Source organism: Bacillus tequilensis KCTC 13622 (assembly GCF_000507145.1).
GTDB classification, from domain to species: Bacteria; Bacillota; Bacilli; order Bacillales; family Bacillaceae; genus Bacillus; species Bacillus tequilensis.
In genome coordinates, this window is sequence record NZ_AYTO01000007.1 from 301,206 (window position 1) to 323,140 (window position 21,935).

The window sequence follows — 21,935 nt, forward strand, 5'->3', positions numbered from 1 at the left end:
CTTTTATTTCCATTTACTCAAAAGTGGATATAACAGCAGACAAACCAACAAATACAAATTCAGCATCCCGTATATTGGATACAAGAACGCGATCAAATCAGAAAATCCGAAAGAAGTAAAAGGCACCATCAACACTAACAGAATCAACACAATCGTCCATCTCGGCATATGAACAAACGCCATCAGCCGGCTGGACAGCCCCAGCAAACCAGCTACCGTTGTCGTGTAAATCGCAAGGCACAGCACTGCCGTCATACATAAAAAAAAGAAATAAGGTGCACCCTCCAAAATGGCAAACAGTGGTATTTCAAACTGTGAGAGAGAACCAGCCAGCTCCACTAACGTTTCATTATAAACAAAGGAGATCACGCCAAAAATAAGGCCGCTTGCCACACTGGCGATTTTCGCTTCTCCGAGTCCTTTCATTTCTTTCCCGACGGAAGATAAAATCGCGACTACTGAAAGAATGTTTAAAGAGGTAAACGTGATGCTCGCAGGCCAGTTATACTGCCGCGTCAAATCAATCATCCACGTATGATGGTGAGTGCTCTGAAAGGAGATCAGCGCATACAGCAGCCCCGCCACTAACACAGGAATTAAAATACCATTCACTGATAATATTCCTTTCACATCCCAAAAAAACAAACACACTGTCACAATGCAAATCAGCGCGATTCCCCACCAGAAAGGAAGCTTGTACATTTGCAGGGTCACACCGCCTCCGGCAATCATCACCATCGTGGTCGAAAACAAATAAAAAATGATGAGGACATCATAAATTTTCGCCAGCCACGGCCCCATCAAATGTTCCAGAACCGGCAGAAAATGAGTGGATTGAACCTTAAAACTGATTTTCATCACAATATAAGACGAGAAAATGAACATGATTGTAAACAGCACAATAGCAAGTCCGCTTTCCGCCCCAAAAAACTGCCAAATCTCCTGACCGCTCGCATATCCGGCCCCAATCAGGCTCCCTAAAATGAGCAGCATCCACTTCATTCCGGCTCTCCACAACATCATCACCTCATAGCACAGAGTTCAGCTTGTTCCCGCTATTGTTACTATATAAATAACAGAAAGCAAACATGCCATATTTTCATAGATATTGGCCACAAGGTGAAATTACCATACGAAATACACATAAAAAGACTGCCGATACAGGCAGCCTAAAACGAGATAATAGTTTGTCCGCAAGTGAAAGAAGTGAATCTCATTCTTCACTTTTTTCTAATAATCCCCATCTATATCTTCAGAACGTCGTTAATTACTCTTTCTCAAAGTGTTTAATAAGCAGGCCATAGCTTGAACAGGATCAAGTTGTTGGGGCACAATGCCGGTAAATCTCTCTAACCATTCATATCATGCCCTCTGCTTTAAAAAATCCTCCTCGCCATACATAAAGCATAAAAAAACGCACTGCTGGATATACTGTAAACAACCTTACATAACTAAACACACAACTTAGCCATTCTGTTACCTACTATAACAAGGAAGTGAAACCTATGAATCGAAAACGCGGGCTTTTTTCCTCTCAGGAACGAGTAAAGCAATATGTTTCACATACAGATGCAGCTGCAGCAAAACAAATCCAAACCATTCTTTCTTCATCCTTACGTAAAGCTGCCGGCAAACCAATTGTCGTGGTTTGTATCGGAACAGACCGTTCAACCGGTGATTCATTAGGCCCGCTCGTAGGAATGAAACTCAAACAGATGCAGCTCACCAGATTCCACGTCTATGGAACCTTATCTGATCCCGTCCATGCTGTGAACATGAATGAAAAAATAAATGAGATTCGAAAATTACATAAAAACCCATTTATTATAGCAGTCGATGCCTGCTTAGGACGCGTCAAAAGTGTAGGATCATTTCAAATCGGAGAAGGGCCATTAAAGCCTGGAGCCGGAGTGCAAAAAGACCTTCCTGAAGTGGGGGATCTTCATATTAACGGAATTGTGAATGTGAGCGGTTTCATGGAATACTTTGTTTTACAAAATACAAGACTGCATTTGGTCATGAATATGGCACATGTTCTTGCTGAAGGATTGAGCTTAACAGATCGGACAGAGTGGAGGCAGGAACGCCTTAACCCGCTGCAAAGACTCACTGGACGAATCTAAAACAAAAACCATCTTCTCTTGAAAGATGGTTTCTTCATTTACGATTCTCGTTCAGACAAAAGTTCTAAAATCCGATCGAGATCTTCATTAGAGAAAAATTCTATTTCGATTTTGCCTTTTTTCTTCTGTCTTTTAATATTAACTGTTGTTCCAAAATAATTTTGGAGATAGGATTCCCGTTCTTTTAGAACCGCGTCTTTCACAGGTTCTTTTTTCTTTGTTTCACGTGAAACATTCTGATTCAACTGCTGAATGAGCTGCTCAAGCTGACGGACATTAAGCTGTTCCGCAATGACTTTTTGTACAAGCGGTTCAAGCTTATTTTTGTTTTTTAGGCCAAGAAGCGTACGTCCATGTCCCATAGAAAGCGTGCCTTCTGCAATAAGCTGCTGAATGCTTTCTGGCAGTGTCAGCAATCTTAAATGATTCGCAATATGCGGTCTGCTTTTGCCAAGGCGTTTCGCAAGCTGTTCTTGCGTGAGATCTAAGTGTTTCAGCAAGGAATCATAGGCCTGAGCCTCTTCAAGCGGCGATAAATCTTCACGCTGAAGGTTTTCCAATAAAGCAATTTCTCTCATTAACGCCTCTGATAATTCACGGACAATCGCCGGAACCGTATCTAAACCAGCCAGCTTTGCCGCTCGAAAACGGCGTTCACCCGCAACAATATCATAGCCTTTTAAAGATTTTCTGACGATAAGCGGCTGAAGAATGCCATGCTGCAGCACAGATTCTTTGAGTTCAGCTAACGCCTCGTCATCAAAGTGTTTTCTTGGCTGATAAGGATTAGGGCGTAAATCGACAATTTTTATCTCTTCTACTGTCTCTTCAGACAAATCGACCTGATTAAACAACGCATTAATCCCTTTTCCAAGGCCTTTAGCCATTCGCAGCCACTTCCTTTGCTAAATCTAGATATACTTCCGCACCTCTTGACCGCGGATCGTATAAAATGATGGGTTTCCCGTGACTCGGTGCCTCGCTCAGACGGACATTACGCGGAATAACGGTCTTATATACTTTATCTCTAAAATATTTTTTAACCTCTTCAATGACTTGAATGCCAAGATTCGTCCGAGCATCAAGCATGGTCAGCAATACACCTTCAATCATTAAATCAGTATTCAAATGCTTTTGCACAAGACGTACTGTATTTAATAATTGGCTGAGCCCCTCCAAAGCGTAGTATTCGCACTGGACAGGAATTACAACGGAATCTGAGGCAGTCAGCGCATTGATTGTCAGCAGCCCCAGGGACGGCGGACAATCAATGATAATATAATCATAATTCTGCTTTACTGCTTCAAGCGCCCTCTTCAGTCTCACTTCTCTTGAAATCGTCGGAACAAGCTCGATCTCAGCTCCAGCAAGCTGAATCGTCGCAGGAATCACGTCCAAGTTCTCAACAGTCGTTGCTTTAATAATATCTATTACATCTGCATCATCTACTAAAATATCGTACACACACTGCTCTACATCGGCTTTTTCAATCCCCAATCCGCTTGTCGCATTTCCCTGCGGATCAATATCTACCAGCAGAACCCTTTTCCCTATGTAAGCCAAGCATGCCCCAAGGTTGACAGACGTCGTTGTTTTGCCGACCCCGCCTTTTTGGTTCGTAATTGCTATGATTTTTCCCACGATGTCACCTACTTTCACATGAACATGTACTATCTTGCTTCTATTCTATCAAAAAAAGATTAAAGCGTTTCATTTTTTTCATTATTTTGTTTCGAATCAGAAAGGAAATAATTGAAAATTAAAGCGCCTCATATGCTTTCTCTTATAAATTCTACAATTTTTATGTTTTTTTGACTTAAAAAAGGAATTTCTCAAAGAAAAAAAGAAGAAGTTACAGTGCAGAACGTCAAACAGGACGGTGAGAATATGGTTTATCAAACAAAAAGAGATGTACCTGTTACGCTGATGATTGTGTTTCTCATATTACTGATACAAGCAGATGCCCTTGTTCCTTTTGTTCTGGGGAATGTGCGGGTTACAGGATGGATGATTTTCACTCTGCTGACCCTATTAAATGCGCTCATCATTTGGAGCTTTATTGATCTGAAATATGTATTGAAGGAGCACCACCTGATCATTAAAGCCGGACTGATCAAACATCAAATTCCTTACGAAAAAATTGATAAAGTGGTTCAAAAAAAGAAGCTGTGGTCAGGTTTTCGTTTGATCGGCTCTCGTCATGCCATCACGATATATTATCAAGGGGGTTTGGGACATGCAGTCATTTCACCGCAAAATACTGAAGAATTTATCCACAAGCTCAAAGAAAGGAATTCTAATATAATAATGTTCACTAAAAGTAATTAATTTCCTTTTACATCGAATGTAAAAAGCTCTCCTGCTTTTGAGGAGAGCTTTTATTTTGGTATGCGAATCGTTAATTGAATATATTCTTCAAATTCTTCTTCTTCCGTATTCAATTTTACACCGCTGTCTTCAACCATTGATAGTGACTGGCGAATCGTGTTCATTGCAATTCTTGTATCTCTGCTGAACGCTTTGCGCCTTGGCTTTGGTTTTCTCTGACCCTGCTCCAGCATTTTCACCACGCGGTCTTCCGTCTGCTTTACATTTAAGCTTTTCTCAATGATCTCTGTGAGCAGTGTGACTTGGAGCTCAGGCTGTTTCAGCGGAATCAGCGCTCTGGCATGACGCTCAGTGATTTTCTTTTCCATTATCGCGTCTTGGATCGGCTGAGGCAGCTTTAATAACCGCAGCTTATTCGCAATGGTGGACTGTCCTTTTCCTAAACGCTGTGCGAGTGCTTCTTGTGTTAAGTCATGCAGTTCAAGAAGCCGAGCATAGGCATGCGCTTCCTCAATAGAAGACAGCTCTTCCCGCTGCAAGTTTTCAATCAACGCCACAGAAGCGGTTTCCGTATCGGAAAAATCCTTAATAATTGCCGGAATCTTCTCCCACTCGAGCGATTGCACCGCTCTCCAGCGTCTTTCACCTGCAATGAGTTCGTATTGGCCTTCTTCATCTGTATGCCTAACAACAATCGGCTGAATAATGCCGTGTGTATGAATGGTCATTGCTAACTCTTTGATTTTTTCATCTGAGAAAATGGTGCGTGGCTGAAAACGGTTGGGAACGATAGCATTTACCGGTATTTCCAGAATCTCTTCTTTGTTTGTCTCATGTTCAGCAATCTCCGGTTCCTGTTCCTTCTCACCAAGCCCGAAGAAACGAGAGAATGAATGCTTCATGTACCTACACCACCTTTAAAAACTGCCATTTTTATAATTCTATTTTCTCATGGTTTTTCCTGCTGTACATCCATCAATTTTGATGAAAATATGATGGTATTGTCATAACAGGCTGTCTAAATTACCCTTCAATTGGCGATTTATTAGGAGTTCCCGGTTTTCTTGGATACTTCTTAGGTGTATTTTTTATCTTCCGTATCACCATAATATTACGATCGCTTTCTTCAATAGGCAGCTTAAAGGAATGGATATTCTCAAGTTCTCCTCCAAGCGTTGTGATCGCTTTTTTGCCGGCATCCAGCTCTTCTTGGGCTGATGCCGCTTTTAAAGCCACAAATAAACCGTTTTTCTTCACTAAAGGCAAGCAAAGTTCACTTAAAACAGATAATCTTGCAACCGCTCGTGCTGTCACAATATCATAGCTTTCCCGCACGTCTTTCCGTTGTCCGAATGTTTCAGCTCTGTCATGGCAGAATGTCGTATTCTCCAGCTGCAAAGCCTCAGATAACTTCTCTAAAAACGTAATCCGTTTGTTTAGTGAATCCACGATTGTGACATGAAGATGCGGAAAGCATATTTTAATCGGCAGACTCGGAAAACCCGCTCCCGCTCCGACATCACAAATCGTGTTCACTTGATTGAAGTCGACGTAAAAAGCGGCTGTAATGGAATCATAAAAATGTTTAAGGTACACTTCTTTTTTCTCTGTAATAGAAGTCAGATTGATTTTTTCGTTCCATTCAACCAGCATGTCGTAATACAGCTCAAATTGTTCCAGCTGACGGGGAGAAAGGGAAATCCCTTTTTCCGCCAAACCAGAAGTGAATTCTTCAATATTCATGCCGTCATCCTTTCTATTCGGCTATCTTCGCAATGCGTCCCTGCTCTAAATACACCAATAGAATTGAAATGTCCGCCGGGTTTACGCCGGAAATGCGGGAAGCTTGGGCAACAGACAAAGGCCGCACGTTTTTCAGCTTTTGACGCGCCTCAGTCGCGATCCCTTTAATGGCGTCATAATCAATTCGATCCGGAATTTTTTTATTTTCCATCTTTTTCAGTTTTTCCACTTGCTGAAGAGATTTTTCAATATATCCTTCATATTTCACTTGGATTTCAACTTGTTCTGCCACGTCTTGCGGAACCGGCACTTCTGGCGGCGCCAGTTTAGTAACAGTTTCGTAATTCATTTCAGGACGTTTCATCAAGTCTGTGCCGCGAACTCCGTCTTTCAATTCGCTTCCGCCAAGAGAACGGATATATTCTTGGTTTTCCGGAGACGGCTTGATAATCACAGAATACAGACGTTTTCTCTCCGCTTCAATCGCTGCTTTTTTCTTCTCGAAAGCTGCATAGCGCTCGTCAGAAATTAATCCAATGCGGTGTCCGATTTCTGTCAGGCGCAAATCAGCATTGTCATGGCGGAGAAGCAATCTGTATTCAGCGCGTGATGTCAAAAGACGATATGGCTCATTGGTTCCTTTTGTCACAAGGTCATCAATCAGAACACCAATGTAGGCGTCAGAACGGCTTAAAATTACTTCTTCTTTTCCAAGCGCTTTTCGTCCTGCATTGATTCCCGCCATAATGCCTTGTCCCGCAGCTTCCTCATAACCGGATGTTCCGTTAATTTGGCCTGCAGTGTAAAGGTTGGTAATTTTTTTGGTTTCAAGTGTCGGCCAGAGCTGTGTCGGTACGATCGCATCATACTCGATTGCATAGCCGGCTCTCATCATTTGCACATTTTCAAGTCCAGGGATCGTTGCAAGCATTCTTTGCTGTACATCTTCTGGAAGACTTGTAGATAACCCTTGGACATAGACTTCCTGCGTATTTCTGCCTTCCGGCTCAAGGAAGATTTGGTGACGCGGTTTATCATTAAAACGGACAACTTTATCCTCAATAGATGGGCAGTATCGCGGGCCTGTACCTTTGATCATACCGGAATACATCGGTGAACGGTGCAGGTTGCTGTCAATAATCTCATGTGTTTCAGGGCTTGTATATGTTAGCCAGCAAGGGAGCTGATCAGTGATATATTCCACTGTTTCATATGAGAAAGCGCGAGGCACCTCATCTCCAGGCTGAATTTCCGTTTTGCTGTAATCAATCGTGTCGCTTTTAACGCGAGGCGGCGTACCTGTTTTAAAACGAACAAGGTCAAAGCCAAGCTCCTCCAAATGCTCAGAAAGCTTAATAGAAGGCTGTTGGTTATTCGGGCCGCTTGAGTAAGACAGATCGCCAAGAATGATCTGTCCTCTTAAATAGGTCCCTGTCGTCATGACAACTGCTTTCGCACGATAATGCGCGCCGGTTTGTGTAATCACACCGCGGCATTCGCCGTCTTCAACGATCAGCCGCTCCACAATTCCTTGCAGCAATGTTAAGTTTGGTTCTTTTTCAAGTGTATTTTTCATTTCGTGCTGATATTGGAATTTGTCTGCTTGCGCACGCAATGCACGGACCGCAGGACCTTTTCCAGTATTCAGCATTCTCATTTGAATGTGCGTTTTATCGATGTTTCTGCCCATTTCTCCGCCGAGCGCGTCAATTTCGCGGACGACAATCCCTTTTGCAGGGCCGCCGACAGACGGATTACATGGCATAAATGCAACCATATCTAAGTTGATGGTCAAGACAAGCGTTTTGGCGCCTTGGCGTGCTGATGCGAGGGCAGCCTCAACACCGGCATGCCCGGCGCCAATCACAATCACATCGTATTGGCCTGCTTCATACCCCATGATTCTAGTCCTCCTTTTATTATTTTCCTAAACAGAATTGTGAAAAGAGCTGATCAATTAAGCTTTCGTGGACAGAATCTCCGATGATTTCGCCCAAAAGCTCCCAGCATCTTGTAAGGTCGATTTGCACCATGTCGATCGGGACATCCTGTTCGATGCCGCTAAGCGCATCTTCAATGGCGCCTTTTGCTTGCTGTAATATAGAAATATGACGTGTATTGCTGACATAAGTCAGATCTCCGCTTTCAATGGCACCCGTGTAGAACAGCGATTGAATCGCTTCTTCCAGATCATTGACGCCTTCCTCTTTTAAAAGAGATGTCGTAACAACAGGACGTCCATTGGCAAGCTCACGGACACGCTCGCTGTCAATCTTCGCCTCAAGGTCAGTCTTATTCATAATCACGATAACGTCCATGCCCTCAACGGCTTCAAAAAGCTTCACGTCTTCTTCAGAAAGCTCTTCACTATAATTAAGCACAAGTAAAATCAGGTCCGCTTCCTTTAGAACCTGACGAGAACGTTCAACACCGATTCGTTCAACAATATCCTCTGTTTCACGAATACCTGCTGTATCAACCAGACGAAGCGGAACGCCTCTTACATTCACGTATTCCTCAATAACATCCCGAGTCGTTCCGGGGATATCGGTTACAATGGCTTTTGCCTCATGAACAAGGCTGTTCAGAAGAGATGATTTCCCTACATTCGGCCGGCCGATAATGACAGTTGAAAGACCCTCACGCAAAATTTTCCCTTGCTCTGACGTCCTCAGCAGCGCCTCAATTTCTTTTTTCACGGCGGTTGCCTTTTCAACCAAAAGCTGATGTGTCATTTCCTCTACATCATCGTACTCCGGATAATCGATATTCACCTCAACATGAGCCAGTGTTTCTAAAAGCTCGCCGCGCAAACGGCGCACCAAAGCAGAAAGCCGCCCTTCCATTTGATTCATGGCGACATTCATTGCCCGGTCTGTTTTCGCTCTGATTAAGTCCATAACCGCTTCCGCCTGTGAAAGATCGATTCGGCCGTTTAAAAACGCGCGTTTCGTAAATTCACCCGGCTCTGCAAGTCTCGCTCCCTCTCTCAATGCAAGCTGAAGCACTTGGTTCACAGTCACAATTCCCCCGTGACAGTTAATTTCAATGACGTCTTCCCGCGTAAAAGTTCTCGGTGCTTTTAACACTGATACCATTACTTCCTCAACGACACGATCCGAAGGTCTGTCTACGATATGACCATAATGAATCGTATGTGAATCAACCGAACTGAGTGTTTTCCCCTTCGGTCCTTTATAAATTTTATCTGCGATTTGAATGGCTTCTGGTCCGCTCAACCGTACAATCGCAATCGCGCCTTCTCCCATCGGAGTGGAAATTGCTGCAATTGTATCCATGCTGTTCACCTCTCTTTACTTAACCTATCATCTATATAAAAAAATGTTTATTATGCCAAAACTAAAAGATAACATAGTTTGGTTCGAAGTGGAAGATTTGTTATCCACAGAATTAGAAATTCGTCCCCTATTACTTTAACTTATCCACATGTGAATAACAATTAATTTTATTTCCTGAACTTCCTTTTTATCAACAGGATACACCTAAAAAGAAAAAACTTAAACGGCAAAAGCTTGATATTACTAGGAAAAATAGCTTTTTATCAAACAAAAAAACCGAAATCCGCTTTTTACCGGACTTCGGTTTTATGCTATCTTTTATGGGAAATAACGATATGGCGATTTTCGCCTTCACCCATTGAATACGTTTTGATCTGGTGGTTTGCATATCCAGAAAGAGTATCATGTATGATTTTTCTTTCACTGGACGGCATAGGTTCAAGCTGAACTGCTTTTTTCGTTTTCAAAACCTGATCTGCTAGCCTGATGGCCAGCTGGCTCAGTGTATCTTTTCTTTTCAAACGATAGTTTTCTGCATCCACCGTCACATTTTTATATTGGCCCGGATAACGGTTAAGGACAAGCTGAGTCAAAGTTTCAAGGGCATTTAAGGTTTGTCCTCTTTTCCCAATCAACAATGCCGCTTTTTCACCTGTTATATGGAAACTCACTGTCTTTTTGCCTTCTCGAACAGTCACATCAGACTCCCCGGCAATCGCTTCGGCAATCGTTTGAAGATAAGACCTCGTTTGCTGAATCGGATCAATCTTTTCAACCAGCTTTACGACCGCCGGTTTTTTACCGAAAATACCGAGAAACCCTTTGCTTCCCTCTTCAATAACGGTAATTTCCACCTTATCCTTCGTTAATTCCAGCTCTTGCAATCCGGACTGTACTGCTTCATCGACATTTCGCCCTGCAGCAGTCACATTCCTCACTTTTTCTTTCCTCCGGCTTTTTGCGGTTCCGGATTCTTTTTAATGTCTGGTCCTTTAATGAGGAAAGTTTGCGCAATCATAAATAAGTTACCGACTACCCAATAAAGAGAAAGTGCCGCCGGGAAGTTGATTGCAAATACGATAATCATAATCGGCATAATCCAAAGCATCATCGCCATTTGCGGATTTTGCTGCGCATTGCCCGCCATCATCAGTTTTTGCTGAACAAATGTAGCAACACCGGCAACGATAGGAAGAATATAGTAAGGATCTTTTTCCCCTAAGTCAAACCATAAGAAACTATGCTCTGAAATCGCCTGTGTTCTCATAATCGCATGATAGAACCCAATTAAAATCGGCATCTGGATTAAAATCGGGAAACATCCCGCCAACGGATTGACACCATGCTTTTGGAATAAAGCCATTGTTTCCTGCTGAAGCTTTTGCTGCGTTTTTTGATCCTTTGAGCTGTATTTTTCTTTAAGCTTTTGCATTTCCGGCTGTAACGCCTGCATCGCTTTCGAACTTCTCAGCTGCTTAATCATCAGCGGCAAAATTAATAAACGAATTAAAATGGTAACAAGAATAATTGAAAGTCCATAGTTATCTCCCGTCAATTTCGCTACATACGTAATGAGCTCAGACAATGGATATACTACGTACTTGTCCCAAAAATGCGGACTATCTGCAGTGATCGGCTCTTTCACACTCGAACATCCAGCCAAAAGCATGAATACGCCGACCATACTTAATAGTAACCCTATTCTCCTTTTCAACAACATTTCCTCCTATAATTAATCTTTACACTCTCTTATTGCAAAGCATACTTGTATGTATTTTAGCATCTTTCAGTTTTAAATGGTGTCTTTTTCTGGTCAACCAGAAAGGAAGCGCTTTTAAAAGTTGTAAGAAAACAGTGGCAATGCCTACTTTGATGAAGATTTCTTATACAAAGAAGACTTCCTGAACAGATGCTGCAGACTTTTTTTTGTTTCCTCAAATGTCAGCTGACTCGCCGGTTTTCTGGCAATAATGATGTAATCCTTTTCCTTCAGTCTCTCTTTCTCTTCAAGAAAAGCCTGCCGAATCAAACGTTTAATCCGATTTCGCATTACAGCGTTGCCAATTTTTTTGCTGACGGAAAGCCCGACACGCAGCTCATCGTTTTCAGGCTGATCAAGCGTATATAAGACAAACTGGCGGTTCGCTACCGATGTCCCATGCTTAAACACTTTTTGAAAATCTTCATTTTTCTTTAAACGATTTCGCTTCTTCAAATGACTCACTCCGATACTGGCTGGCAGAAACTTTTAGAATATATAACGAAAATGAGATGCATCAGAACCAGGGAGCGTGCCCCGGTTCATCTCGCATCACATCTATCTTTTCCCATAATGTGAAAAAAGACCACTGACATTATTCAGTGGCCTAAGCTGATAATACTTTTCTGCCTTTGCGGCGACGGCGCGCTAAAACTAGACGACCGTTTTTTGAACTCATACGGCTTCTGAAGCCATGAACTTTACTGCGTTTACGGTTATTCGGTTGAAATGTTCTTTTCATTTATGACACCTCCCTCGAGGAATAGCTGTTAAAGACAGTCTTACTTATTATATTTGCGTTACCTGTTCATTGTCAACTTCACTAGTGCTTTTATTTCTTGCAACCATAATAGGATACCATACCTTTTCAACTTTCGAAACCTTATTTTTTAGATTCCTTAATTTAACGAAAAAAAGACAACTCCAAACAATTAGAATTGGCCCCTAAAATCATGAATGTGGATATCTATTTCGCCATTTTTTAATATCCACAGAGGTTATCGACAACATTTTCACATTACCAACCCTTGTGGACAATTTTTTTCAACAGGTTGTATGCTTTGTGGATAAGATTATGACAACCATTGCAAGCTCTCGTTTATTTTGGTATTATATTTGTGTTTTAACTCTTGATTACTAATCTCACCTTCTCACTTTATCCACAAAGTGTGGATAAGTTGTGGATTGATTTCACACAGCTTGTGTAGAAGGTTGTCCACAAGTTGTGAAATTTGTCGAAAAGCTATTTATCTACTATATTATATGTTTTCAACATTTAATGTGTACGAATGGCAAGCGCCATTTGCTCTTTTTTTGTGTGCTATAACAGAAAAAGACACCATTTTCTATGAAAAGGAGGGACGTGCCGGAAGATGGAAAATATATTAGACCTGTGGAATCAAGCCCTTGCTCAAATCGAAAAAAAGTTGAGCAAACCGAGTTTTGAGACTTGGATGAAATCCACCAAAGCCCACTCACTGCAGGGAGATACACTGACGATCACGGCTCCCAATGAATTTGCCAGAGACTGGCTGGAGTCCAGATACTTGCATCTGATTGCAGATACTATATATGAATTAACCGGGGAAGAATTGAGCATTAAGTTTGTCATTCCTCAAAATCAAGATGTTGAGGACTTTATGCCAAAGCCGCAAGTCAAAAAAGCGGTTAAAGAAGATACATCTGATTTTCCTCAAAATATGCTCAATCCAAAATATACTTTTGATACTTTTGTCATCGGATCTGGAAACCGATTTGCACACGCTGCTTCCCTCGCAGTTGCGGAAGCACCCGCAAAAGCCTACAACCCTTTATTTATCTATGGGGGCGTCGGTTTAGGGAAAACGCACTTAATGCATGCGATCGGCCATTATGTTATAGATCATAATCCTTCTGCCAAAGTGGTTTATCTGTCATCTGAGAAATTTACAAACGAATTCATCAACTCTATCCGAGATAATAAAGCCGTCGATTTCCGCAATCGCTATCGAAATGTTGATGTGCTTTTGATAGATGATATTCAATTTTTAGCGGGGAAAGAACAAACCCAGGAAGAATTTTTCCATACATTTAACACATTGCACGAAGAAAGCAAACAAATCGTCATCTCAAGTGACAGACCGCCCAAAGAAATTCCGACACTTGAAGACAGATTGCGTTCACGTTTTGAATGGGGCCTGATTACGGATATCACGCCGCCTGATTTGGAGACGAGAATAGCGATTTTAAGAAAAAAAGCCAAAGCGGAGGGCCTCGATATTCCAAACGAGGTTATGCTTTACATCGCAAATCAAATTGACAGCAATATTCGGGAACTTGAAGGAGCATTAATCAGAGTTGTTGCCTACTCATCTTTAATTAATAAAGATATTAACGCTGATCTGGCCGCTGAGGCGCTGAAAGATATTATTCCTTCTTCAAAACCGAAAGTCATTACGATAAAAGAAATTCAGAGGGTAGTAGGCCAGCAATTTAATATTAAACTCGAGGATTTCAAAGCAAAAAAACGAACAAAATCAGTAGCTTTCCCGCGTCAAATCGCCATGTACTTATCAAGGGAAATGACTGATTCCTCTCTTCCTAAAATCGGTGAAGAGTTTGGCGGCCGTGATCATACGACCGTTATTCATGCGCATGAAAAGATTTCAAAACTGCTGGCAGACGATGAACAGCTTCAGCAGCATGTCAAAGAAATTAAAGAACAGCTCAAATAGCAGGACCGGGGATTAACCGGGGAAAGTGTGAATAACTTTCCGGCAGTCATACACAGTCTGTCCACATGTGGATAGGCTGTGTTTCCTGTCTTTTTCACAACTTATCCACAAATCCACAGGCCCTACTATTACTTCTACTATTTTTTAAAAGATATATATACTAATACATTATCCGTTAGGAGGATAAAAATGAAATTCACGATTCAAAAAGATCGTCTTGTTGAAAGTGTCCAAGATGTGTTAAAAGCAGTTTCATCCAGAACTACGATTCCCATTTTGACTGGTATTAAAATCGTTGCATCTGATGATGGCGTATCCTTTACAGGAAGCGATTCCGATATTTCTATTGAATCCTTCATCCCGAAAGAAGAAGGAGACAAGGAAATCGTCACAATTGAACAGCCTGGAAGCATTGTTTTACAAGCCCGCTTCTTTAGTGAGATTGTAAAAAAACTGCCGATGGCAACTGTAGAGATTGAAGTGCAAAATCAGTATTTGACAATTATCCGTTCTGGGAAAGCTGAATTTAATCTAAACGGACTTGATGCTGATGAGTATCCGCATTTGCCGCAAATCGAGGAGCATCATGCGATTCAGATCCCAACTGATTTGTTAAAAAATCTAATCAGACAAACAGTATTCGCAGTGTCCACCTCAGAAACACGTCCTATCTTGACAGGTGTAAACTGGAAAGTAGAGCAAGGTGAATTATTATGCACTGCAACGGATAGCCACCGTCTCGCTTTAAGAAAAGCGAAACTTGATATTCCGGAAGACAGCTCGTATAACGTCGTGATTCCGGGTAAAAGCTTAACTGAACTCAGCAAGATTTTGGATGACAACCAGGAACTCGTTGATATTGTGATCACAGAAACCCAAGTTCTGTTTAAAGCGAAAAACGTTTTATTCTTCTCACGGCTTCTGGACGGAAATTATCCGGATACAACCAGCCTGATTCCGCAAGACAGCAAAACGGAAATCATTGTGAACACAAAGGATTTCCTCCAAGCGATTGACCGTGCATCTCTTTTAGCCAGAGAGGGACGCAATAACGTGGTGAAGCTTTCTGCAAAACCAGCTGAATCCATTGAGATTTCTTCTAACTCACCTGAAATCGGAAAAGTTGTGGAAGCGATTCTTGCAGATCAAATTGAAGGTGAGGAATTAAATATCTCTTTTAGTCCAAAATATATGCTGGATGCATTAAAGGTGCTTGAAGGAGCAGAAATACGCGTAAGCTTTACAGGTGCAATGAGACCTTTCTTAATTCGCACGCCGAATGATGAAACGATTGTACAGCTTATCCTTCCTGTCAGAACCTATTAATCCGATACACTGCTGCCGACCCGTTCGGCAGCTTTTCTATTCAGTTTCTGCTCCGACAAGTTTTCCCTTTCCCTAATTCGTTTTTTTTTAGTACAATTAGATATTAGTGATATTTGAAAGAGGTCGATATAATGGCAAATCCGATTTCAATTGATACAGAGATGATTACACTCGGACAATTCTTGAAATTAGCCGATGTGATTCAGTCAGGCGGTATGGCGAAATGGTTTTTAAGCGAGCATGAAGTGTTTGTGAACAATGAGCCGGACAATCGCCGCGGCAGAAAGCTGTATGTTGGAGATGTGGTAGAGATTGAAGGATTTGGTTCATTTCAAGTTGTCAATTAAAGCGGGTGATACTGATTGTATATCCAGAACTTAGAACTGACATCTTACCGCAACTACGACCATGCCGGACTTCAATTTGAAAATAAAGTAAATGTAATCATCGGAGAGAACGCCCAGGGGAAAACAAACCTCATGGAGGCGATCTATGTCTTGTCCATGGCGAAATCTCATCGGACATCAAATGACAAAGAACTTATACGGTGGGACAAAGACTATGCTAAAATAGAGGGAAGAGTGATGAAGCAATACGGGGCGATCCCGATGCAGCTCGTCATCTCCAAAAAGGGAAAAAAGGGCAAGGTTAATCATATTGAACAGCAAAAGCTCAGCCAGTATGTCGGGGCCCTCAACACCATCATGTTCGCGCCGGAAGATTTAAACCTTGTAAAGGGAAGCCCTCAAGTGAGAAGGCGGTTTCTTGACATGGAAATCGGACAGGTTTCTCCTGTTTACCTGCACGACCTTTCTCTTTACCAGAAAATCCTTTCCCAGCGAAATCATTTTTTGAAGCAGCTGCAAACAAGAAAACAAACTGACAGAACGATGCTCGATGTTTTGACCGATCAGCTTGTAGAAGTTGCGGCAAAAGTTGTCGTCAAGCGCCTGCAGTTTACAGCGCAGCTCGAGAAATGGGCGCAGCCTATCCATGCGGGCATCTCAAGAGGGCTGGAAGAGCTGACCCTGAAGTACCATACGGCTCTTGAGGTATCAGATCCTGAAGACTTGTCGAAAATAGGAGATAGCTATCAAGAAGCGTTTTCTAAATTAAGAGAAAAAGAAATTGATCGCGGTGTGACGCTGTCAGGTCCTCATCGTGACGATGTTCTTTTCTATGTGAACGGACGCGATGTGCAGACGTATGGTTCTCAAGGACAGCAGCGAACGACAGCATTGTCCCTTAAGCTGGCGGAGATTGACCTGATCCATGAAGAAATTGGAGAATACCCCATTTTACTATTGGATGATGTATTGAGTGAACTGGATGATTATCGCCAGTCACATTTGCTTCATACGATCCAAGGCCGAGTGCAAACGTTTGTCACAACGACAAGCGTTGATGGCATTGATCACGAAACCTTACGTCAAGCAGGAATGTTCCGTGTGCAAAACGGTGCGTTAGTGAAGTGAAGAAATGAGGTGGGCAATTGTATATTCATTTAGGTGATGACTTTGTGGTTTCAACACGAGATATTGTTGGTATTTTTGACTTTAAAGCCGACATGTCGCCTATCGTTGAAGAATTTCTGAAAAAACAGAAACACAAGGTGGTGCCTTCCGTAAATGGCACGCCCAAATCTATCGTAGTCACGGTTCAGAATATATATTACTCTCCCTTATCTTCCAGCACATTAAAAAAACGTGCGCAATTTATGTATGAAATAGATGCTTAGAAATTTTTTATCACGAATATATCGTTTAGAAAAGTGTAGGTGAATGACGTGGCTATGGAACAGCAGCAAAACAGTTATGATGAAAATCAGATACAGGTACTAGAGGGATTGGAAGCTGTTCGTAAAAGACCGGGAATGTATATCGGTTCAACAAACAGCAAAGGCCTTCACCACCTGGTGTGGGAAATTGTCGACAATAGTATTGACGAAGCCCTCGCCGGTTATTGTACAGATATCAATATCCAAATTGAAAAAGACAACAGTATCACGGTGACAGATAATGGCCGCGGTATTCCAGTCGGTATTCATGAAAAAATGGGCCGTCCTGCGGTAGAAGTCATCATGACGGTGCTTCACGCCGGAGGAAAATTTGACGGAAGCGGCTATAAAGTATCCGGAGGATTGCACGGTGTAGGTGCGTCGGTCGTAAACGCACTTTCAACAGAGCTTGTTGTGACAGTTCACCGTGACGGTAAAATACACCGCCAAACCTATAAACGCGGGGTTCCGGTTTCAGACCTTGAAATCATTGGCGAAACGGAGCATACAGGAACGACGACACATTTCGTCCCGGATCCTGAGATTTTCACAGAAACAACTGTGTATGATTATGATCTGCTTGCTAACCGCGTGCGCGAATTAGCCTTTCTAACAAAAGGCGTCAACATCACGATTGAAGATAAACGTGAAGGACAAGAGCGCAAACATGAGTACCATTACGAAGGCGGAATTAAAAGTTATGTAGAGTATTTAAACCGTTCTAAAGAAGTTGTCCACGAAGAGCCGATTTACATCGAAGGCGAAAAGGACGGCATTACGGTTGAAGTGGCTTTGCAATACAATGACAGCTACACAAGCAACATTTACTCGTTTACAAACAACATTAACACGTACGAAGGCGGTACCCACGAAGCGGGCTTTAAAACTGGGCTGACTCGTGTTATCAATGATTACGCCCGAAAAAAGGGACTCATTAAAGAAAATGATCCCAACTTAAGCGGTGATGACGTAAGAGAAGGGCTGACCGCGATTATTTCAATCAAACACCCTGATCCGCAGTTTGAGGGCCAAACGAAAACAAAGCTAGGCAACTCAGAAGCCCGGACGATCACAGATACGTTATTTTCTGCGGCAATGGAAACATTTATGCTGGAAAATCCGGATGCCGCCAAAAAAATTGTCGATAAAGGTTTAATGGCGGCAAGAGCAAGAATGGCTGCGAAAAAAGCGCGTGAATTAACACGCCGCAAGAGTGCACTGGAAATTTCAAACCTTCCTGGTAAGTTAGCGGACTGCTCTTCAAAGGATCCGAGCATCTCCGAGTTATATATCGTAGAGGGTGACTCTGCCGGAGGATCTGCTAAACAAGGCCGCGACAGACATTTCCAAGCCATTTTGCCGCTTAGAGGTAAAATCCTGAACGTTGAAAAAGCCAGACTGGATAAAATCCTTTCTAACAACGAAGTTCGCTCTATGATCACAGCGCTCGGCACAGGTATCGGAGAAGATTTCAATCTGGAAAAAGCCCGTTATCATAAAGTTGTCATTATGACAGATGCCGACGTTGACGGTGCGCACATCAGAACACTGCTGCTAACGTTCTTTTACAGATATATGCGCCAAATTATCGAAAATGGCTACGTGTACATTGCACAGCCGCCGCTCTACAAGGTCCAACAGGGAAAACGTGTTGAATATGCGTACAATGACAAGGAGCTTGAAGATCTGTTGAAAACACTTCCTCAAACGCCTAAGCCTGGATTGCAGCGTTATAAAGGTCTTGGTGAAATGAATGCCGTCCAGCTTTGGGAGACAACCATGGATCCAGACTCCAGAACGCTTCTCCAGGTAACTCTTGAAGATGCGATGGATGCGGATGAGACATTTGAAATGCTCATGGGCGACAAAGTAGAACCTCGCAGAAACTTCATAGAAGCAAATGCGAGATACGTTAAAAATCTTGACATCTAATCATAAAAAGCCTTATTTCCAATAAGAAATAAGGCTTTTTTCTGAACAGGATCGAACATAGAAATGCCTGTAAAACCTATATATTCTAGCAATTTAATGTGTATAATCATAAGTTTATTGATATAATGGAGAATAGTGAAATCGTATTGAAGATCATAATGGACAATCTACTCCCACATATTTCATGTGATACTTCAGGGAGGTTTTTTAATGAGTGAACAAAACACACCACAAGTTCGTGAAATAAATATCAGTCAGGAAATGCGTACGTCCTTCTTGGATTATGCAATGAGCGTTATTGTGTCTCGTGCTCTTCCGGATGTTCGTGACGGGTTAAAACCGGTTCACAGACGGATTTTGTATGCCATGAACGATTTGGGCATGACGAGCGACAAGCCTTATAAAAAATCCGCGCGTATCGTCGGAGAAGTTATCGGGAAATACCACCCGCACGGTGACTCAGCGGTATACGAATCCATGGTCAGAATGGCTCAGGACTTCAACTACCGTTATATGCTTGTTGACGGTCACGGAAACTTCGGTTCTGTTGACGGCGACTCAGCGGCTGCCATGCGTTATACAGAAGCAAGAATGTCTAAAATCTCGATGGAAATTCTTCGAGATATCACAAAAGACACGATCGATTATCAGGACAACTATGACGGGTCAGAAAGAGAACCTGTCGTTATGCCTTCAAGGTTCCCGAATCTGCTTGTAAACGGCGCTGCTGGTATTGCGGTAGGTATGGCGACAAACATCCCTCCGCACCAGCTTGGAGAAATCATTGATGGCGTACTTGCGGTCAGTGAGAGCCCGGACATTACAATTCAGGAGCTGATGGAGGTCATTCCAGGGCCTGACTTCCCGACTGCGGGCCAAATTCTGGGACGCAGCGGTATTCGGAAAGCATACGAATCTGGCCGAGGCTCTATCACGATTCGGGCAAAAGCTGAGATCGAACAAACATCTTCAGGCAAAGAAAGAATTATCGTTACAGAGTTACCTTACCAAGTAAATAAGGCGAAATTAATTGAGAAAATTGCTGATCTTGTTAGGGATAAGAAGATAGAGGGCATCACAGATTTGCGTGATGAATCAGACCGTACAGGCATGAGAATTGTCATTGAAATCAGACGCGATGCCAATGCAAATGTTATTCTGAACAATCTTTACAAACAAACTGCGCTACAAACATCTTTTGGTATCAACCTGCTTGCACTTGTTGACGGTCAGCCGAAAGTTTTGAATCTAAAGCAATGCTTGGAGCATTACCTTGACCATCAAAAAGTTGTCATCAGACGCCGTACTGCTTATGAATTGCGTAAAGCGGAAGCAAGAGCTCACATCTTGGAAGGTTTGAGAATTGCTTTGGATCATTTGGATGCAGTTATTTCCCTTATCCGTAATTCCCAAACGGCAGAAATTGCGAGAACGGGTTTAATTGAACAATTCTCACTGACAGAGAAGCAAGCACAAGCGATCCTGGATATGAGGCTCCAGCGTTTAACAGGACTCGAACGTGAAAAGATCGAAGAAGAATACCAATCTCTTGTGACATTAATCGCAGAGCTGAAAGACATTTTGGCAAATGAATCTAAAGTGCTTGAGATCATCCGTGAAGAACTCATAGAAATCAAAGAGCGGTTTAATGATGAAAGACGTACTGAGATCGTCACTTCTGGACTAGAGACAATTGAGGATGAAGATCTCATCGAGAGAGAAAATATCGTAGTCACTCTGACGCACAACGGATACGTTAAACGTCTTCCTGCATCAACCTACCGCAGTCAAAAACGAGGCGGAAAAGGTGTACAGGGAATGGGAACAAACGAAGATGACTTCGTTGAGCATTTGATTTCTACGTCAACTCACGATACGATTCTTTTCTTCTCGAATAAAGGGAAAGTATATCGTGCAAAAGGGTATGAAATCCCTGAATACGGCAGAACAGCAAAAGGAATCCCGATTATCAACCTGCTTGAGGTAGAAAAGGGTGAATGGATTAACGCGATTATTCCAGTCACAGAATTCAATGCGGATCTTTATCTTTTCTTCACAACAAAGCACGGGGTTTCAAAACGAACTTCATTGTCCCAGTTCGCTAATATTCGCAACAATGGTCTGATCGCGCTCGGTCTTCGCGAGGATGATGAACTGATGGGTGTACGTCTGACTGACGGTACAAAACAAATGATCATCGGAACGAAAAACGGCTTGCTGATCCGCTTCCCTGAAACGGATGTCCGGGAAATGGGAAGAACTGCTGCAGGCGTAAAAGGCATCACCCTGACCGATGACGACGTTGTTGTCGGCATGGAGATATTAGAAGAAGAATCACATGTCCTGATCGTAACTGAAAAAGGTTACGGAAAACGAACTCCGGCTGAAGAGTACAGAACCCAAAGCCGGGGCGGAAAAGGACTCAAAACAGCGAAAATTACTGAGAATAACGGCCAATTAGTTACAGTGAAAGCTACTAAAGGTGAAGAGGATCTAATGATTATTACAGCCAGCGGCGTACTCATTAGAATGGACATCAATGACATCTCAATCACCGGACGTGTCACTCAAGGTGTACGCCTTATCAGAATGGCTGATGAAGAGCATGTTGCGACAGTAGCATTAGTAGAGAAAAATGAAGAAGATGAGCAAGAAGAAACACAAGAAGAAGTGTAAGATCAAGCGCAGCTGAAATAGCTGCGCTTTTTTTGTATCCTACCCCTTTACAGTCATAAGAATTATGGTATAATCATTTCTGTTGTCTTTTAAAAGACACAAACATTGCTAGTAAAAACTTTTTTAAAAAAGTATTGACCTAGTTAACTAAAAATGTTACTATTAAGTAGTCGCTTCGAGAGAAGCACACAAAGTTCTTTGAAAACTAAACAAGACAAAACGTACCTGTTAATTCATTTTTAAACAAATCGCACAGCG

20 protein-coding genes are annotated in these 21,935 nt (G+C 42.3%); 9 read left to right on the forward strand and 11 right to left on the reverse strand.

The genetic code is table 11. The annotated features are described in order from the left end of the window. Positions 1–3 precede the first annotated feature (3 nt). The gene (locus tag V756_RS0103150; protein WP_032681643.1) at positions 4–1,020 is read right to left on the reverse strand and encodes a YkvI family membrane protein; all 1,017 of its coding nucleotides are present in this window, start codon (positions 1,018–1,020) and stop codon (positions 4–6) included. A 485-nt stretch (positions 1,021–1,505) separates the two neighbouring features. Here V756_RS0103150 and yyaC point away from each other — a divergent pair, with 485 nt between their 5' ends. Beyond that, a complete protein-coding gene (gene yyaC, locus V756_RS0103155; RefSeq protein WP_024713383.1) occupies positions 1,506–2,123 on the forward strand; it encodes a spore protease YyaC in 618 nt (205 codons plus the stop codon). A 38-nt stretch (positions 2,124–2,161) separates the two neighbouring features. Here the strand turns inward: yyaC and spo0J are convergent, their stop codons facing one another. Both spo0J and soj read right to left on the reverse strand, forming a co-directional pair. Next, positions 2,162–3,010 (reverse strand): stage 0 sporulation protein Spo0J, encoded by an 849-nt coding sequence (gene spo0J / locus V756_RS0103160; RefSeq protein ID WP_024713384.1) that lies wholly within the window; start codon positions 3,008–3,010, stop codon positions 2,162–2,164. Continuing rightward, positions 3,003–3,764, reverse strand: a complete 762-nt coding sequence (gene soj, locus V756_RS0103165) for a sporulation initiation inhibitor protein Soj (RefSeq protein WP_003219244.1) — start codon at positions 3,762–3,764, stop codon at positions 3,003–3,005. Before soj ends, spo0J begins: the two co-directional genes overlap by 8 nt. 246 nt (positions 3,765–4,010) lie before the next feature. Between soj and V756_RS0103170 the strand changes: the two genes are divergently transcribed. Further along, the gene (locus tag V756_RS0103170) at positions 4,011–4,451 is read left to right on the forward strand and encodes a PH domain-containing protein (RefSeq protein WP_024713385.1); all 441 of its coding nucleotides are present in this window, start codon (positions 4,011–4,013) and stop codon (positions 4,449–4,451) included. 50 nt (positions 4,452–4,501) lie between these two features. Here the strand turns inward: V756_RS0103170 and noc are convergent, their stop codons facing one another. The 8 genes from noc to rpmH form a co-directional block, all read right to left on the reverse strand. Beyond that, positions 4,502–5,353 (reverse strand): nucleoid occlusion protein, encoded by an 852-nt coding sequence (noc, locus tag V756_RS0103175; RefSeq protein WP_024713386.1) that lies wholly within the window; start codon positions 5,351–5,353, stop codon positions 4,502–4,504. A 121-nt stretch (positions 5,354–5,474) separates the two neighbouring features. Further along, a complete protein-coding gene (rsmG, locus tag V756_RS0103180; RefSeq protein WP_024713387.1) occupies positions 5,475–6,194 on the reverse strand; it encodes a 16S rRNA (guanine(527)-N(7))-methyltransferase RsmG in 720 nt (239 codons plus the stop codon). Positions 6,195–6,207: 13 nt separating this feature from the next. Beyond that, complete coding sequence (gene mnmG / locus V756_RS0103185) at positions 6,208–8,094, reverse strand: tRNA uridine-5-carboxymethylaminomethyl(34) synthesis enzyme MnmG (protein ID WP_024713388.1); 1,887 nt, start codon at positions 8,092–8,094, stop codon at positions 6,208–6,210. A gap of 19 nt (positions 8,095–8,113) precedes the next feature. Next, positions 8,114–9,493, reverse strand: coding sequence for a tRNA uridine-5-carboxymethylaminomethyl(34) synthesis GTPase MnmE (gene mnmE / locus V756_RS0103190; RefSeq protein ID WP_024713389.1), 1,380 nt, complete (start codon positions 9,491–9,493; stop codon positions 8,114–8,116). Positions 9,494–9,804: 311 nt separating this feature from the next. Next, a complete protein-coding gene (gene jag, locus V756_RS0103195; RefSeq protein ID WP_024713390.1) occupies positions 9,805–10,431 on the reverse strand; it encodes an RNA-binding cell elongation regulator Jag/EloR in 627 nt (208 codons plus the stop codon). Next, entirely contained in the window at positions 10,428–11,213 is a 786-nt protein-coding gene (gene spoIIIJ, locus V756_RS0103200; protein WP_010886648.1) for a YidC family membrane integrase SpoIIIJ, read from the reverse strand. The genes jag and spoIIIJ overlap by 4 nt, the downstream gene beginning before the upstream one ends. A 144-nt stretch (positions 11,214–11,357) precedes the next feature. Next, the gene (gene rnpA / locus V756_RS0103205; RefSeq protein WP_014481515.1) at positions 11,358–11,708 is read right to left on the reverse strand and encodes a ribonuclease P protein component; all 351 of its coding nucleotides are present in this window, start codon (positions 11,706–11,708) and stop codon (positions 11,358–11,360) included. A 151-nt stretch (positions 11,709–11,859) separates the two neighbouring features. Continuing rightward, positions 11,860–11,994, reverse strand: a complete 135-nt coding sequence (rpmH, locus tag V756_RS0103210; protein WP_003178075.1) for a 50S ribosomal protein L34 — start codon at positions 11,992–11,994, stop codon at positions 11,860–11,862. Between the two features lie 631 nt (positions 11,995–12,625). Between rpmH and dnaA the strand changes: the two genes are divergently transcribed. The 7 genes from dnaA to gyrA all read left to right on the forward strand — a co-directional run bounded on the left by dnaA (position 12,626) and on the right by gyrA (position 21,677). Then, positions 12,626–13,966 (forward strand): chromosomal replication initiator protein DnaA, encoded by a 1,341-nt coding sequence (gene dnaA / locus V756_RS0103215; RefSeq protein ID WP_003242674.1) that lies wholly within the window; start codon positions 12,626–12,628, stop codon positions 13,964–13,966. A gap of 189 nt (positions 13,967–14,155) precedes the next feature. Beyond that, complete coding sequence (gene dnaN, locus V756_RS0103220; protein ID WP_024713391.1) at positions 14,156–15,292, forward strand: DNA polymerase III subunit beta; 1,137 nt, start codon at positions 14,156–14,158, stop codon at positions 15,290–15,292. A 131-nt stretch (positions 15,293–15,423) separates the two neighbouring features. After that, the gene (gene rlbA, locus V756_RS0103225; protein WP_024713392.1) at positions 15,424–15,639 is read left to right on the forward strand and encodes a ribosome maturation protein RlbA; all 216 of its coding nucleotides are present in this window, start codon (positions 15,424–15,426) and stop codon (positions 15,637–15,639) included. A 15-nt stretch (positions 15,640–15,654) separates the two neighbouring features. Then, complete coding sequence (recF, locus tag V756_RS0103230) at positions 15,655–16,767, forward strand: DNA replication/repair protein RecF (protein ID WP_024713393.1); 1,113 nt, start codon at positions 15,655–15,657, stop codon at positions 16,765–16,767. A 17-nt stretch (positions 16,768–16,784) separates the two neighbouring features. After that, a complete protein-coding gene (remB, locus tag V756_RS0103235) occupies positions 16,785–17,030 on the forward strand; it encodes an extracellular matrix regulator RemB (protein ID WP_024713394.1) in 246 nt (81 codons plus the stop codon). 54 nt (positions 17,031–17,084) lie between these two features. After that, entirely contained in the window at positions 17,085–19,001 is a 1,917-nt protein-coding gene (gene gyrB, locus V756_RS0103240; RefSeq protein ID WP_024713395.1) for a DNA topoisomerase (ATP-hydrolyzing) subunit B, read from the forward strand. Positions 19,002–19,211: 210 nt separating this feature from the next. Then, positions 19,212–21,677: a DNA topoisomerase (ATP-hydrolyzing) subunit A gene (gene gyrA, locus V756_RS0103245; RefSeq protein ID WP_024713396.1), complete on the forward strand. Its 2,466-nt coding sequence runs from the start codon at positions 19,212–19,214 to the stop codon at positions 21,675–21,677. Positions 21,678–21,935: the final 258 nt, after the last annotated feature.

Bases quoted from the DNA above. Each gene is read 5' to 3' on its own strand.
- spo0J (WP_024713384.1), bottom strand. From the start codon at position 3,010: ATGGCTAAAGGCCTTGGAAAAGGGATTAATGCGTTGTTTAATCAGGTC.
- dnaN (WP_024713391.1), top strand. From the start codon at position 14,156: ATGAAATTCACGATTCAAAAAGATCGTCTTGTTGAAAGTGTCCAAGAT.
- noc (WP_024713386.1), bottom strand. From the start codon at position 5,353: ATGAAGCATTCATTCTCTCGTTTCTTCGGGCTTGGTGAGAAGGAACAG.
- V756_RS0103170 (WP_024713385.1), top strand. From the start codon at position 4,011: ATGGTTTATCAAACAAAAAGAGATGTACCTGTTACGCTGATGATTGTG.
- gyrB (WP_024713395.1), top strand. From the start codon at position 17,085: ATGGAACAGCAGCAAAACAGTTATGATGAAAATCAGATACAGGTACTA.
- spoIIIJ (WP_010886648.1), bottom strand. From the start codon at position 11,213: ATGTTGTTGAAAAGGAGAATAGGGTTACTATTAAGTATGGTCGGCGTA.
- mnmG (WP_024713388.1), bottom strand. From the start codon at position 8,094: ATGGGGTATGAAGCAGGCCAATACGATGTGATTGTGATTGGCGCCGGG.
- V756_RS0103150 (WP_032681643.1), bottom strand. From the start codon at position 1,020: ATGTTGTGGAGAGCCGGAATGAAGTGGATGCTGCTCATTTTAGGGAGC.
- rsmG (WP_024713387.1), bottom strand. From the start codon at position 6,194: ATGAATATTGAAGAATTCACTTCTGGTTTGGCGGAAAAAGGGATTTCC.
- dnaA (WP_003242674.1), top strand. From the start codon at position 12,626: ATGGAAAATATATTAGACCTGTGGAATCAAGCCCTTGCTCAAATCGAA.
- rpmH (WP_003178075.1), bottom strand. From the start codon at position 11,994: ATGAAAAGAACATTTCAACCGAATAACCGTAAACGCAGTAAAGTTCAT.
- gyrA (WP_024713396.1), top strand. From the start codon at position 19,212: ATGAGTGAACAAAACACACCACAAGTTCGTGAAATAAATATCAGTCAG.
- yyaC (WP_024713383.1), top strand. From the start codon at position 1,506: ATGAATCGAAAACGCGGGCTTTTTTCCTCTCAGGAACGAGTAAAGCAA.
- mnmE (WP_024713389.1), bottom strand. From the start codon at position 9,493: ATGGATACAATTGCAGCAATTTCCACTCCGATGGGAGAAGGCGCGATT.
- rlbA (WP_024713392.1), top strand. From the start codon at position 15,424: ATGGCAAATCCGATTTCAATTGATACAGAGATGATTACACTCGGACAA.